The sequence below is a fragment of the Arthrobacter sp. P1_A5 genome, assembly GCF_056406825.1.
The window spans coordinates 1-15,511 of sequence record NZ_JBFTZL010000007.1 but is presented as its reverse complement, the minus strand read 5'-3'; the positions used below and the strand labels follow the sequence as shown (position 1 = coordinate 15,511).

The following is a 15,511-nucleotide window of genomic DNA, read 5'->3' as shown; positions in this document are numbered from 1 at the left end:
GGTCAGACTTGTCAACGAATCGCGTATTTAAAGGGTGAAACTCATGGCCAACAACGGTCGCCGCTCGGTCAAATTGAAGAAGGGCCCCTCCGTCGGAACCGGCGGTCACGGCCGCAAGGCTCTGGAAGGCAAGGGCCCCACGCCGAAGGCGGAGGACCGCCCCTACCACAAGGCGTTCAAGAACAAGCAGCTCGCCGAACGCTCCGAGGCCAAGCGCGCCAGCGGAAGCCGCACTACCAGCGCCGCCGCCCGCACCGGCCGCTCCGGTCCCAAGGGTCGCGCCACCGAAGAGGTCGTCACCGGGCGCAACTCGGTGGTCGAAGCCCTGCGCGCCGGTATCCCGGCCAAGGCCCTGCATGTCGCAGTCCGCATCGAAATGGACGACCGCGTCAAGGAATCCCTGAAGCTGGCCGCCGAACGCGGCATCCCGCTGATGGAAACCGGCAAGCCCGAGCTCGACCGGATGACCGACGACGCCATCCACCAGGGCCTCGTGCTGCAGATCCCGCCGTATGAATACCAGGACGCGTACGAGCTCGCCGAAGAAACCCTCGAGGCCTGGAAGAAGGGCCACGTAGCCAACGCCCCGCTCTTCGTCGCGCTCGACGGCATCACCGATCCCCGAAACCTCGGCGCGATCATCCGCTCCGTCTCGGCTTTCAGCGGCCACGGCGTCGTAGTCCCGGAGCGCCGCTCCGTGGGCGTCACCGCCTCGGCCTGGAAGACCAGCGCCGGTGCAGCCGTCCGCGTCCCCGTCGCCCGCGCGGCCAACCTGAACAACACGCTCAAGGCGTTCAAGAACATGGGGATCTACGTCCTGGGTCTCGACGGCGACGGCGACGTCTCGCTGCCCGAGCTCACCCTGGCCACCGAACCGGTATGCATCGTCGTCGGGTCCGAGGGCAAGGGCCTGAGCCGCCTGGTCCGCGAAAACTGCGACCAGATCGTCTCCATCCCGATCGACTCCGCCATGGAATCCCTCAACGCCTCCATGGCCGTCGGCATCTCCCTCTACGAAATCTCCCGCCAGCGCGCCGCAAAGTAGTCCTCGAGCGGCCGCAGGCGGCCTTACTCGGTTCTGGTCGGCGATGCGCTCCTTAGCAAAACTCCGGTCCCGTCTCCGACGCTCCCTCACCTTTGGTCGTAAAACGTCAAACGCTCCCTCACCTTTCGCGGTAAACGGCTAAGCGCTCCCTCACTTCTTGTGGGGGAGCGCTTCGGTTAAACGTGCGAAACGTGGTGGAGCGTTTCCGTTTAACGTGCCAAAAGTGAGGGAGGGTCTTTGGCTGAACCAGCCCGGCGGTTGGTGACCGCGGGACGTAACCATTGCGAACTTGGCCGATAGTGACTTAGAACTTGTGGCGGTTGGCCAGGACCGGGAGTTTGGTGCGGGCTTCCTGGACCGCGGCGGTGTCCAGGTCAGCGAACAGCAGTCCGGGGGCGCCGTCGAGCTCTTCGAGGACATCTCCCATGGGGGAGACCACCACGGAGTTCCCGACGCCGGTGGGGGCGGAACCCTTGACCGGGTGACCCACGCTGGCGGGGTCGCCCTGGCCGCAGGCGAGAATCAGGGTGGTGGAGTCCAAGGCGCGGGCGCGGGCCAGGAGCTTCCACTGCTCGGCCTTGCCGGGGCCCGAGCCCCAGGAAGCGCACACAATGTTGACGTCGGCGCCGAGGTCCGCGTTTTCCGTGAACAGGTCCGGGAAACGGACGTCGTAGCACGTGGCGAGGCCGAACGTCACGCCGTCGAGCTCGAAGGTGACGGGGGCCGTGCCGGCGTCAACCGTGTCCGACTCGGCGAAACCGAAAGCATCGAACAGGTGGATCTTGTCGTAGCTGGCCTCGAGGCCGCGGCCGGTGACCAGCAGGGTGTTGCGCACCTTGGCGCCGTTGCCGGCGGTGCCGGGAGTGAACATGCCGGCGACGATCACCAGGCCGAGCTCTGCCGCGAGGTCACGGACGCGGGATGCCCACGGGCCGTCCAGCGGCTCTGCGATATCCAGGAGCGAATTGCCGAAGGCCCGCATGGTGGCTTCCGGGAATACCACGAGGTCCGCGCCGCCGGCCTTGGCCTGGCGCGCGTAGGCGTCCACGAGGTCCAGGTTTGCGGCCACGTCACGGCCGGTAATGATTTGGGCTAGTGCAACGCGCACAATTACCTCCAACTCGGCGCTCCATTACAGTATGCAGTGCGGCGGTCCGTACACTGCAAAACGTCATGAAAACGAAAACGGGGGCCATTTGTCTGGCCCGGCTAAGCTTTAAGCAATGGTTATGTCTTACATAGATACCGCTTCCACCGTAGACGCTTCGCGGGCGTTTCCGCTGGGGATCAGCGTTCCACATACCGGGTCGCCGGCAGTGGACGATCCCCGGGGCGCGTTCGCCAACGTGGCCGTCTACGCGCCCGGCGTAACCACGCTGGAGATCGAATATCAGGCGCCCGGGGGAACCTGGCAGGTGAAGACCCTGCCCAACGTCACCGACGGCGTCCACCACGGAATTGTTGAGGGCATTCCCGCCGGCTCGCGCTATGGCTTCCGGTCCTCCCCGGAACACGAGGCCCTCCCGCTGTCCATGCCCGCCACGGATTTCGATGCCGCCGGCGAGCAGCCGCTGCTGATGGACCCCTACGGCCGGGCCGTCGACGAACGCGAGGGGCTGATCACCAGCGTCCGGGTCGCTAACGACTTTGACTGGGGTCTGGACCGCAGCCCGCGGGTCCCGTGGCGCAACACGATCGTTTACGAGGCCCACGTCCGCGGCCAGACGAAGCTGCACCCGGACATTCCGGAGGACCTGCAGGGGACGTATGCCGGGATGGCCCACCCGGCCATGATCGAGCACCTGATCTCGCTGGGCGTCACGGCGGTCCAGCTCCTGCCCGTGCATTTCCACGTGGACGAGCCGCACCTGCAGCAGCTCGGGCTGACGAACTACTGGGGCTACAACACGGCCGCGTTCTTCGCCCCGCATCCCGGCTACGCCACCGAAGCCGCCCAGGCCGCCGGCGCCCACGCGGTCCAGGACGAGTTCAAGGGCATGGTCAAGCTGCTGCATGCCGCCGGACTCGAAGTCATCCTCGATGTCGTCTACAACCACACCGCCGAGGGCGGCACGGACGGCCCCACCCTGAGCTTCCGCGGCCTGGGCGAAATGCAGTACTACCGCAACGACGGCCACGGCAGGTACGTGGACACCACGGGCTGCGGCAACAGCCTGAACTTCGGCGAACCCCGCGTCGTGCAGCTGGTGCTGGATTCCCTGCGCTACTGGGTGAGCGAGTTCCACATCGACGGGTTCCGCTTCGACCTCGCCGTCACGCTGTGCCGCAACAGCGCCAACGAATTCGATCCGAGGCACCCCTTCCTCGTCGCAGTCGGAGCCGATCCGGTCCTGTCCGGCGTCAAGCTGATTTCCGAACCCTGGGACGTGGGCTACGGCGGCTGGCAGACCGGCCGGTTTCCCGCCGGGTGGGTGGACTGGAACGATCATTTCCGCGACGCCGTCCGCAGCTTCTGGCTCGCCGACCGCGCCGCGATCGACGGCGGTGGCAGCGGCRGCCCGGTGGCCCGCCTCGCGGACGCCCTCTCTGGTTCCGCCCGGTTGTTCGAGTCCTCGGGCCGGTCCCGGCTTGCCTCGCTGAACCTGATCACGGCCCACGATGGCTTCACCCTGGCCGACCTGACGGCCTACGACCGCAAGCACAACGAGGCCAACGGCGAGCAGAACCGGGACGGCCACGGCGATAACCGCAGCTACAACCACGGTTTCGAGGGCCCCACTGAAGACGGCGACATCCTCGCCCGGCGCGCCCAAAGCAGGCGGAACCTGATGGCCTGCCTGATGATTTCCCAGGGCGTACCCATGATCACCGCCGGGGACGAGATCTGCCGGACCCAGCAGGGGAACAACAACGCCTACTGCCAGGACAATGCACTGACCTGGATCGACTGGACCAGCACCACGGAATCCCATGCGATGCTGCGCACCACCAAACGCGTCATCCGGCTGCGCAAGGAGTTTCTGGCCAGCCAGCCGCATGATTACCCGGCGCGTGACAACCAGTCCTACTTCCACTGGTTCGATGTGGACGGCCAGCCCATGTCCGCCGACACGTGGCATGACCCCGGCCACCGGGTGATCCAGCTCCTGCTCGGGTCCGACGACGGGCACGTCGACGGCCTCGTGGTGGTCAACGGCGGCGCCGACGACGTCAAGGTCACCTTGCCTCGGCTGAGCAATGAGGACGGCACCGGGCACCGGCTCTTCGAACTCCGCGTGACGACGTCCGAACTCCATGACCGGCGTCAGGGCGCCCGCGTCGCCTCCGGTGAGCGCGACCTCGTCCAGGCCAACACGATCAATATCTACCGCACCTAAATAATTCGAGATTAAGGACCCCATGAAGATTTACTCGGCAGAGACCTGGACCATCGAAGAACTCACGGCGCAAATCGGCGACGCCGGCCGGCGCGCCCTGGTGGTCCCCGCCGCCGACACCAAGCAGGCGGTCCTGGACACGTTCGGCGAGCTCCTGGACGTCCCGGAGGACTACGGCACGGACCTGGATGCCCTGCACGATTCGCTGCACGACGTCGCGGATGCCGTGACGGACGACGGCGAGGCCCCCGTCACGTTCATCTGGCAGGTGCCTGCCGCGCTCCGCGCGGACCGCTCCTTCGGCGTCATCTGCGAAACGCTGCAGGACGCCGAAGGCTACGCCGGCAAGAGCCTGGACGTCATCGCCGTCTGCCTCTAAAGAGAGCCAGCACGCCACGCGGTGACGGTCAGGCCGCGGTGACGGTCAGGCGTTGACGATCAGGCCCAGCTCCGCTTTTGAGGCCAGGGCACCGTTCTTGGGGAGCACACGCACGGTGTAGCCGAAGGACCCCGAACGGTCGATCACCAGCGTGCCGCTGAAGAGGTGCCGGCCCTTGCCGAGGTCTTCGGCGGCCTTGAGCTCCGCGACCGTGATGTCCGTCAGCTCGTCGGTGTCCTCGGCCCGGCCGTAGGCCACCTCAACATAGACGTCGTCCGGTGAAAGCTCACGCAGCGCCACGTACGCATTTACCTGCAACAGATCGCCGATCTGCGGGTCCTCGGAGACCCCCACCGAGTCGACGTGTTCGACCTGGATGTGCGGCCATGCGGCCCGGACCCGTGAGCTCCACGCCGCCAGGGCCTTGGCCTGGGCGTAGTTGTCCGCCACAGCGTGGCGACCTGCGATCGCGGCGGGCCGGTACAGGACGTTGACGTAGTCCCGGAGCATCCGTTCCGCGGAAACCGCCGGGCCCAGGTGGGACATGGTGTGCTTGATCATCGAAACCCAGTGCGTAGGAACGGCCTGCGGGCCGGGCTGGGACGGTCCGGCAGCGCCCGCGGCGTCGGACACGGTCAGCCCGTAGAACCTCGGCGCAACCTGCGTTTCGAGCAGCTCGTACAGTGCCGCCGCCTCGATGTCATCGCGTTCCTCCGGGGAGGCGTCGTTGTTGGCGGTCGGGATCGCCCAGCCGTTCTCGCCGTCGTACATCTCATCCCACCAGCCGTCCATGACCGAGAGGTTCAGCGAACCGTTCAGGGCAGCCTTCATGCCGGAGGTACCGCAGGCCTCCAGGGGGCGCAGCGGGTTGTTCAGCCACACATCGCAGCCGGGGAACAGGGTCCGGGCCATGGCGATGTCGTAGTTGGGCAGGAACGCGATCCGGTGCCGCACGGCGGGGTCGTCGGTGAACCGGACGAGGTCCTGGATCATCTTCTTGCCGGCGTCGTCCGCCGGGTGGGACTTCCCGGCGATGACCAGCTGGATGGGGTGCGTCTTGTGCAGCAGCAGCGCCTTGAGCCGTTCCGGGTCGCGCAGCATCAGAGTCAGCCGCTTGTAGGTCGGCACGCGGCGGGCAAAGCCGATGGTCAGGACGTCCGGATCCAGGACGGAGTCCGTCCACGCCAGCTCGGCGTCGGCCGCGCCGCGCTTCTTCCACGCGGCCCGGAGCCGGCGCCGGACATCCTCCACCAGGGACACCCGCATCTCGCGCCGCAACGCCCAGAGGTCCTCGTCGGTGACGTTGTAGGCCAGGTCCCACCGGCCCTGCGCCTCCGCCTCGGCACCGAACTGGTCCCGCGCCAGCGCGGCGATGCGGGGGTCCACCCAGGTGGGGACGTGCACGCCGTTGGTGACGGAGGTGATGGGGATTTCGGAGTGGTCGAAGCCCGGCCAGAGGGCGGAGAACATCCCGCGCGAGACCACGCCGTGCAGTTTGGCCACACCGTTGGCCCGCTGGGCCAGCCGCAGCCCCATCACGGCCATGTTGAACACGAACGGGTTGCCGTCGGCGAAGTCTTCGCGGCCCAGGTCCAGGATTTTGGCCACCGGGACGTCCGGGGCGAGGCCGGCTTCGAAGAAGTGCTGAATCTGGGAGATTTCAAAGCGGTCGATCCCCGCCGGCACCGGCGTGTGGGTGGTGAACACCGTGGACGCGCGCCCGGAGGCCAGGGCCTCCTCCCAGCTCAGCGGCGCCGCGCCGGACATCAATTCCTGGATCCGCTCGACGCCGAGGAACCCGGCGTGGCCCTCGTTGGTGTGGAAGACCTCCGGCGCGGGGACGCCCGTGAGCCGCTGGAACTCCCGCAGCGCCTTGACCCCGCCCATGCCCAGCAGGAGCTCCTGCTGCAGCCGGTGGTCACCGCCGCCGCCGTACAGGCGGTCGGTGATGCCGCGGGCGGCCTCGTCGTTGCCCGGAACGTTGGAATCCAGCAGCAGCAGCGGCACACGTCCGACGTCGGCCCGCCACACGTGCGCCAGCAGGCGCCGTCCCTGGGGAAGCGGCAGCGAGATCTGGACCGGTTTGCCGTTGCCGTCCGGGGAGGCCTCGCGCAGGAGCGTCAGGGGCAGCCCGTCGGGGTCGAGGACCGGGTACGTTTCCTGCTGCCAGGCGTCCCGGGAGAGCGACTGCTTAAAGTAGCCGGCCTGGTACAGGAGGCCGACGCCGATCAGCGGCACGCCAAGGTCCGAGGCCGCTTTCAGGTGGTCCCCGGCCAGGATGCCAAGGCCGCCGGAGTACTGGGGCAGGACCTCGGTGATGCCGAACTCCGGCGAGAAGTAGGCGATGCATGCCGGCGCGCCGTCGCCCAGGCTCTGGTACCAGCGCGGCTGTTCCAGGTACCGGTCGAGGTCATCGGCCGCGGCGTGGACGCGCCGCACCACGTCCTGGTCCGCGGCGAGGCGCTGCAGCTCTTCCCGGCTCACCAGGCCCAGGAAGGTCACGGGGTCGTGGGCGCTCTCCGCCCAGATCCMGGGGTTGAGCCCCTCGAAAAGCTCCCGGGTGGGCCGGTGCCAGGACCACCGGAGATTGGTGGCGAGCCGGGCCAGCGGCCGGATCGACTCCGGAAGTACGGTTCGGACGGTAAATCTGCGGATTGCCTTCACCTGCGAAACACTAACGGACAAGTCGGTGCCCCGGAACTGCTTTAAGATTCTTTCCCGTAAATGACGGATATCACTCCGACCAGAACCGGAAACCTCCGGAAAACGTTCGAGGCCTTAGCATTCTGGCCGTTTTGTAGATAACGTCGAGGCTGTGACGAATAACTCGCGAACCAGCGCCGTGTCCAAGCAAAAGCCCAAGGCCCTGATCACGGATGGCCTTCGATTTGGCCGCTTTCCGATCACCGCCGTGCAGCCTTCGGTGGAGGGCGGAAAGTTTCCCGCCAAAGCCGTCGAGGGCCAAACCATTGTCGTGGGAGCCACCGCGTTCCGGGAGGGACACGACCAGCTCGGGGTCAGCGCCGTCCTGCTCGACCCCCGCGGCAAAGAGCGGCAGCGGGTCCGCCTCGCCCCGCCGCCCGGCCCCCGCGGAATGGGCACGGACCGCTGGGAAGGCCTCCTGACCCCGCCCGCCACTGGCAACTGGTCCTTCGTCATCGAGGCCTGGCACGACCGCTACGGCACCTGGCACCACAACGCCGAGGTCAAGGTGGAGGCCGGCATCGACGTCGAGCTCATGCTGTCCGAAGGTGCCGCCCTGCTGGCCGAAGCCTCCGAAGACGCCTCCCGCCCCTCCGGTGACCGCAGAACGCTGCGGATGGCCGTCGTCGTCCTCTCCGACACGTCCCGGACACCCGAGGAACGCCTCGCCGCCGGCTTCGGCGCCGACGTCGCCGCCGTCGTCGAACGCCAGCCCATCCGCGAACTTGTGACGGTTTCCGAGCCTTACCCGCTGCTGGTGGAGCGAAAGCTTGCCGGAGCCGGCGCCTGGTACGAATTCTTCCCCCGCTCCGAAGGTGCCGTGCGCAACCACGACACGGGGGAATGGACCTCCGGCAACTTCCGCACCGCCGCGCAGCGCCTCGACGCCGTCGCCGCCATGGGCTTTGACATCATCTACATGCCGCCGATCCACCCGATCGGCGTCCAGCACCGCAAGGGGCCGAACAACACCCTGATCGCCGGACCGCACGATCCCGGTTCGCCATGGGCCATCGGATCCCACGAGGGCGGCCACGACGCCATCCACCCGGATCTGGGCACCTTCGAGGACTTCGACGCCTTCGTGGCGCGGGCCGGTGAGTTGGGACTCGAGGTGGCCCTGGACCTGGCCCTGCAGGCCGCGCCGGACCACCCGTGGGTGCAAAGCCACCCGGAATGGTTCACCACGCGCGTCGACGGCACTATTGCCTACGCGGAGAATCCGCCAAAGAAATACCAGGACATTTTCCCGCTGAATTTCGACAACGACCCCGCGGGGCTGTCCAATGAAATTCTAAGGATTGTGATGCTCTGGGTCAGCCACGGCGTMAAGSTGTTCCGSGTSGACAATCCGCACACCAAACCCGTGTGGTTCTGGGAATGGCTAATCGGCAAGGTCAATAAGAAGCACCCCGACGTCGTCTTCCTCGCCGAGGCGTTCACCCGCCCGGCCATGATGCACGCTCTTGGCCGGGCCGGCTTCCAGCAGTCCTACACCTACTTCACCTGGCGGAACACCAAGGAAGAACTGGAGACGTACTTCCAGGAGGTCAGCCACGAGTCGGCGGCCTACTTCCGGCCGAACTTCTTCGTCAACACCCCGGACATCCTCACCGAATACCTGCAGTTCGGCGGCCCGGCGGCCTTCAAGATCCGTGCGGCCTTGGCCGCGACGGCAAGCCCCATCTGGGGGGTGTACGCCGGCTTTGAGCTTTACGAACACGTGGCGCGTCCCGGCGCCGAGGAGTACATCGACAACGAGAAGTTTGAGTACAAGGCCCGCGACTGGGACGCGGCGGCAGAATCGGGGCGCACCCTGGCCCCGTATCTGACCCGGCTCAACGCGATCCGGCGCGCGCACCCGGCCCTGGGGGATCTGCAGAACCTGACGATGCACCAGAGCTCGGACAGCTCCACCGTGGTGTACTCCAAGCACAAGACCCTCGCGGACGGGACCAAGGACACCCTGATCATCGTCGTCAACGTGGACCCGCACGGCACCCGGGAGAGCACGGTGTCCCTGGACCTGCCGGCGCTGGAACTGGACCCGGAGAACTTCACGCACAACGGCCGTTTCATGGTTGATGACCTGCTGACCGGCGAGAGTTGGGAATGGGGGGAGTACAACTACGTCCGCCTGGACCCGCACCTCGAGCCCGTTCACATCCTTAGCATCCGGAGGTAGTGCCAGTGAGTTTTAGCCCGCAGAACCCGAGCCAGCACTTCAGCCCGAGGGGGAGCTTTGAATTGAATGCCCCGGGCCTCCAGCACGATCCCCTCTGGTACCGCAAGGCGGTCTTCTACGAGGTCCTCGTCCGGGGCTTCGCCGACGGCAACGGAGACGGCTCGGGCGACTTCCACGGCCTGATCGAGAAACTGGACTACCTGCAGTGGCTCGGGGTGGACTGCCTCTGGCTCCCGCCGTTCTTCCAGTCACCGCTGCGCGACGGCGGGTACGACATCTCGGACTACAACTCCGTGCTGGACGAGTTCGGCACCATCAGCGACTTCAAACGGCTCGTGGCCGAGGCCCATGCCCGGGGCGTCCGGGTCATCATCGACCTTCCGCTGAACCACACCTCCGACCAGCACCCGTGGTTCCAGGAGTCGCGGAAAGACCCCGACGGTCCGTTCGGCGACTTCTACGTCTGGAGCGACACAGACGAGAAGTACGAAGACGCCCGCATCATCTTCGTGGACACGGAGGAATCCAACTGGACCTTCGACCCCATCCGCCGGCAGTTCTTCTGGCACCGGTTCTTCAGCCACCAGCCCGACCTGAACTTCGAGAACCCCAAGGTCATTGACGCGCTCTTCGACGTCGTGCGGTTCTGGCTGGACCAGGGCATCGACGGCTTCCGGGCCGACGCCATCCCGTACCTGTTCGAGGAGGAGGGCACCAACTGCGAGAACCTGCCGCAGACCCACGAATTCCTCCGCCAGCTGCGCCGGATGGTCGATGAAAGCTACCCGGGCCGCGTGATTATTGCCGAGGCCAACCAGCCGCCCGCCGAAGTGGTGGAGTACTTCGGCACCGAAGAGGAACCGGAATGCCACATGGCGTTCCACTTCCCGATCATGCCGCGGCTGTACTACGCGCTGCGGGACCAGAAGGCAGCACCCATCATCGAGACGATGAAGGACACGCCGGACATTCCCGAAGGCGCCCAGTGGGGCACGTTCCTGCGCAACCACGACGAACTGACGCTGGAAATGGTCACTYCYGACGAACGCGCCGCGATGCTCGGCTGGTACGCGCCGGATCCACGCATGCGCGCCAACATCGGCATCCGGCGCCGGCTGGCCCCGCTGCTGGATAACTCCCGCTCCGAGATCGAGCTCATCAACGCCCTGCTGCTGTCCCTGCCCGGCAGCCCGTTCCTGTACTACGGGGACGAGATCGGCATGGGGGACAACATCTGGCTCGAGGACCGTGACGCGGTCCGCACCCCGATGCAATGGAACCCGGACCGGAACGCCGGGTTCTCCCACGCCGACCCCGGCAAGCTGTACCTGCCGGTGATCCAGTCGCTGGTCTACAACTACAGCATGGCGAACGTGGAGGCCGAGGCCGCCCATTCGGGGTCCCTGTTGCGCTGGACCAGGCAGATCCTGAGCGTCCGCAAGAACCACCCCGCCTTCGGACTCGGCGGGTTCAAGCACGTGGAGGCTGACCACGACGTCGTCCTGGCCTATCTGCGTGAACTCCCCGAAGGCAACGCTGCCGGCGCGGACGCCGAGACCATCCTGTGCGCCTTCAACCTCTCCCAGCACCCCGTGGCGACGACGCTGCGCGTGCCCGGCTTCGCCGGAAGGGGCCTCCGGGACGTCTTCGGCGGCCAGGCGTTCCCGGGCATCGGCGAGGACGGAACGCTGACTCTGACCCTGGGCAGCCACGATTTCTTCTGGTTGCGGATCCGTTCCGCCGCCTCCAACCCGGCATCCCCGTTCACGCAGGCGATGCCCGTCCTGTCCATTGAGGGTTGAGATGACGCGACCAGCCCTTCCCCCGGCCTTGAGCGGACTGCTTGGCGCCTGGCTGCCGCGCCAGCGATGGTTCCCTGTCAAGACCGCCGAGTTCACCTTCGAACCGGCGGGCGGCCTGCGCCTGGAGACCGGCGCCGGCGGGGCCACGTTCGAGGTGTTGCTGGTCGCGGTGTCCTACCCCACGCCCGGCGGCAGCCGCACCGACGTCGTCCAGGTGCCGCTCAGTTTCCGGCCAGAACCCCTGCCGGGGGCAGAACGCGCGCTGATCGGCGAACTTCCCGGAACGCGCGCTGATGCAGCCCACCAGTGGGTGTACGACGGCGTCCACGACGCGTCCTTCGTCGCCGCCTGGCTGGAGCTCATGCGGCACGGCGCAACGACGCCGTCGGGCAACGCCACCGGCCACCTGGTGGAGTCCGGCTACAGCCTTCCGTTCGCAACAGGCAAGGTCAAGGTACTCTCGGGCGAGCAATCGAACAGTTCGGTGATCGTCGACGACGAGGACGGCGGCACAGTCGCCATCGTGAAGTTCTTCCGGGTGCTGTCCGAAGGCCAGAATCCCGAGGTTGAAATCGGTGCGGCGCTGACTGCGGGGCACACCGCGGAGGTCCCGGCAACCCTTGGCTGGGTGGCCGGCGAGTGGGAGGTGCCGGCGCCCGCAGCAGGGGCGGAGCCGTCGGGAACCGCCCGTCCTGCCACTGTCCGTCCCGCCTCCGGCGAACTCGCTGTTGCGCACGAATTCCTCGCCGGCGGGCTCGATGCGTGGCGGCTCGCCGTGGACGCGGCCAGCCGGGGGATCGGGTTTGCTGCCGAAGCCCACGCGCTGGGCGCGGCGACAGCCACCGTGCACCGCAGGCTCGCCGAGGCCCTGGGCACAGCCGCCGAATCTGCGCCGGGGCAGGACATCGCGCCGGGAGTGGCCGAGCGCGTCCGTCAGTCCTGGGCCCAGGCCGGCCAGGCCGTCGGGCCTTACGAAGAAGCCCTGGACGGTCTCCTCGGCCGGCTCGAGGGCACCAGCGCCGGCCCGCTCCAGCGTATCCACGGCGACCTCCATCTCGGGCAGATCCTGCAGGTGCCCGGCAGCATGGTCCCGGGCGAGCCGGGGGCCCCACCGCGCTGGGCCATCCTCGACTTCGAGGGCGAGCCCCTGCGCCCCATCTCCGAGCGCAACTTCCCGGACGTCGCTCTTCGCGACGTTGTCGGCATGCTGCGGTCCTTCGACTACGCCGCCGGCGCCGCCGTCCGCGAAAACCCTGGAGCCGTGGTGCCCGGGACCTGGGTKGATGGCTGCGCTGAGGCGTTCCTGGCCGGCTACGCCGACGTCATTCCCGGCAGCATCGACCGCGACTCGCCGCTCTTTGTGGCGCTGTGGCTCGACAAAGCCCTCTACGAAGTCATCTACGAACTAAGGAACAGGCCGGACTGGCTCTCCATCCCGGTGAACGCATCGCGTCGTCTCCTCGGCAGTACAGGTTCCGGCGTCGCCGCCGAAGCCGCAGCGGAAGGTATAAAAATGACAGGATCAGCACGTATCGATCGGCCCGGCACACCACTGCCCGTGGATGGCGAGACCCTTGCGAGGGTCTCCAGCGGCGAACACCACGCGCCCCACTCGGTCCTCGGCGCCCATCTCGATGACCATGGCCATGTCACCATCCGGACGGTCAAGCATCTGGCGGAAGCGGTCTCGGTCGTGACGTCGGCAGGTTCGACGCCCATGACGCACGAATCGAGCGGCGTATGGGTGGCCGTGATGGAGCCGCTCGAGCGCGGCCATGTGCCGGATTACCGGCTCGAGGTGACCTACAAGGACCACGAGCCCCAGATCATGGACGACCCCTACCGTTACCTGCCCACCGTCGGCGAAGTAGACCTGCACCTGATCGGTGAGGGCCGGCACGAGCGTCTGTGGGATGTCCTCGGCGCGCATGTGCAGCACTACAAGTCCTCGCTTGGCGACGTCGACGGCGTGTCCTTCGCCGTCTGGGCCCCGAACGCCCAGGCAGTCCGCGTCAAGGGTGACTTCAACGGCTGGGACGGCCGCGAACACTCCATGCGTTCCCTCGGTTCCACCGGTGTGTGGGAAGTCTTCATTCCCGGGGTTGTAGCAGGGGCGTGCTACAAATTTGAACTCAGGACCCGGCACGGATACTGGGTGGAAAAAGCGGACCCGCTGGCCTTCGGCACCGAGGTCCCGCCGCTGACGGCATCCCGGGTGGTGGAGCCCTCTTACGTCTTCAAGGATGCCGAGTGGATGCAGGCCCGCGCCGCCCGCGATCCGCACAACTCGGCCATGAGCGTCTACGAGGTCCACCTCGGTTCCTGGAAGGTGGGGCTGGGCTACCGCGAACTGGCCAAGGAACTCGTGGAATACGTCAAATGGCTCGGCTTCACCCACGTGGAGTTCATGCCCGTGGCCGAGCACCCCTTCGGCGGCTCGTGGGGCTACCAGGTCACCTCGTACTTCGCGCCGACCTCGCGCTTCGGGCACCCGGACGAATTCCGCCACCTCGTTGACGAACTCCACCAAGCCGGCATCGGCGTCCTCCTCGACTGGGTCCCGGCGCACTTCCCCAAGGACGAGTGGGCCCTGGCCCGGTTCGACGGCGAAGCACTATACGAGCACGCCGATCCCAACCTGGGCGAACACCCGGACTGGGGAACACTGATCTTCGACTTCGGCCGCAGGGAGGTGCGCAACTTCCTGGTGGCCAACGCCCTGTACTGGCTCGATGAGTTCCACATCGACGGGCTCCGCGTGGACGCCGTCGCCTCCATGCTCTACCTCGACTACTCCCGCGAAGAGGGTCAGTGGCAGCCAAACCGCTTTGGCGGCCGCGAAAACCTGGAAGCGATCTCCTTCCTCCAGGAGGTCAACGCCACGGTCTACAAAACCCACCCCGGCGCGGTCATGATTGCCGAGGAATCCACCGCATTCCCGGGCGTCACGGCACCCACGAGCGGCGGCGGCCTGGGCTTCGGCCTCAAATGGAACATGGGCTGGATGCACGACTCGCTCAAATACATGGCCGAGGACCCGTACAACCGCCGGTGGCACCACGGCACCATCACGTTCTCGATGGTCTACGCCTTCACGGAAAACTTCCTGCTGCCCATCAGCCACGATGAAGTTGTGCACGGCAAGGGCTCCATGCTGCGCAAGATGCCCGGTGACCGGTGGCAGCAGTTGGCAAACCTGCGCGCATTCCTGGGATATCAGTGGGCCCACCCGGGCAAGCAGCTGATCTTCATGGGCACCGAATTCGGCCAGGAAGCGGAGTGGTCGGAGCAGTACGGCCTGGACTGGTGGCTCGCGGACATCCCGGCGCACAACGGCATGCAGCTCCTGACCAAGGATCTCAACGAGCTCTACCGTTCCACGCCGGCGCTGTACGAGCGGGACAACCAGCCCGAAGGGTTCCAGTGGATCAATGGGGGAGATTCGGACCGCAATGTGCTGACGTTCATCCGCCGCGACGCCGACGGCAACCCGCTGGTCTGCGCCGTGAACTTCTCCGGCGGCCCGCACACGGACTACCTCCTCGGCGTCCCGACCGCCGGCGAGTGGCAGGAAGTGCTCAACACCGACGCCGCCAGCTATGGCGGTTCCGGGGTGGAGAACACTGGAACCCTGACCGCGACGAAGGACGGCCTGGACGGACAACCGGCCATGCTCACCGTCACCCTGCCTCCGCTAGGGGCCGCGTACTTCAAGCCGCTGGGCTAGGAGCTAGGCGCAGCGCCCGGGCAGCAGGTCTGGCGCGCGTGGGGAAGTGTTTTGCGAGAGGCCCGGAATCCCCGTGATTCCGGGCTTTTCTGCACCGTCTTCGGCGCCGCTTTGTCAGCCGGTCCAAGTGGTGGTAGAGTTTATTTCCGCGCTGCTCCCCGGAGTTGAACGGCCACCAAGACCCAGAAGCCTATGGCAAGAATGAGTCTGGATCGCCGATTTGACTAGGGTGAAGCGGCCGGGTAAGTTTGAAAAGTTGCTCCGGAGCGATCCTTGACTGTTTGGTTGGTTGTGGTGGTGCCGGGTGTGTCTGTTGTTTGAGAACTCAATAG

General features: G+C 66.7%; 8 protein-coding genes. 6 read left to right on the top strand and 2 right to left on the bottom strand.

Translation table 11 applies throughout. The annotated features are described in order from the left end of the window. The first annotated feature begins 43 nt into the window (after positions 1–43). A complete protein-coding gene (gene rlmB, locus AC1D1S_RS03060; RefSeq protein ID WP_028276342.1) occupies positions 44–1,045 on the top strand; it encodes a 23S rRNA (guanosine(2251)-2'-O)-methyltransferase RlmB in 1,002 nt (333 codons plus the stop codon). Between the two features lie 304 nt (positions 1,046–1,349). Here the strand turns inward: rlmB and AC1D1S_RS03055 are convergent, their stop codons facing one another. Continuing rightward, a complete protein-coding gene (locus AC1D1S_RS03055) occupies positions 1,350–2,153 on the bottom strand; it encodes a carbon-nitrogen hydrolase family protein (protein ID WP_476993691.1) in 804 nt (267 codons plus the stop codon). A gap of 115 nt (positions 2,154–2,268) precedes the next feature. On the opposite strand from AC1D1S_RS03055, the gene glgX reads away from it, so the two are divergent. Then, complete coding sequence (gene glgX, locus AC1D1S_RS03050; RefSeq protein ID WP_476993690.1) at positions 2,269–4,383, top strand: glycogen debranching protein GlgX; 2,115 nt, start codon at positions 2,269–2,271, stop codon at positions 4,381–4,383. 22 nt (positions 4,384–4,405) lie between these two features. Beyond that, on the top strand, positions 4,406–4,762 hold the full coding sequence (locus AC1D1S_RS03045; RefSeq protein ID WP_079552073.1) for a barstar family protein: 357 nt from the start codon (positions 4,406–4,408) through the stop codon (positions 4,760–4,762). 45 nt (positions 4,763–4,807) lie between these two features. On the opposite strand, the gene glgP is transcribed toward AC1D1S_RS03045, so the two are convergent. After that, positions 4,808–7,426: an alpha-glucan family phosphorylase gene (gene glgP / locus AC1D1S_RS03040; RefSeq protein ID WP_476993689.1), complete on the bottom strand. Its 2,619-nt coding sequence runs from the start codon at positions 7,424–7,426 to the stop codon at positions 4,808–4,810. A gap of 151 nt (positions 7,427–7,577) precedes the next feature. Here glgP and AC1D1S_RS03035 point away from each other — a divergent pair, with 151 nt between their 5' ends. The 3 genes from AC1D1S_RS03035 to AC1D1S_RS03025 are packed head-to-tail and all read left to right on the top strand — an operon-like array spanning position 7,578 to position 15,179. Next, the gene (locus AC1D1S_RS03035) at positions 7,578–9,650 is read left to right on the top strand and encodes an alpha-1,4-glucan--maltose-1-phosphate maltosyltransferase (protein ID WP_476993688.1); all 2,073 of its coding nucleotides are present in this window, start codon (positions 7,578–7,580) and stop codon (positions 9,648–9,650) included. Between the two features lie 5 nt (positions 9,651–9,655). Next, entirely contained in the window at positions 9,656–11,452 is a 1,797-nt protein-coding gene (gene treS, locus AC1D1S_RS03030) for a maltose alpha-D-glucosyltransferase (protein ID WP_476993687.1), read from the top strand. Position 11,453: 1 nt separating this feature from the next. Beyond that, on the top strand, positions 11,454–15,179 hold the full coding sequence (locus tag AC1D1S_RS03025; RefSeq protein WP_476993686.1) for a 1,4-alpha-glucan branching enzyme: 3,726 nt from the start codon (positions 11,454–11,456) through the stop codon (positions 15,177–15,179). The last annotated feature ends 332 nt before the right edge of the window (positions 15,180–15,511 follow it).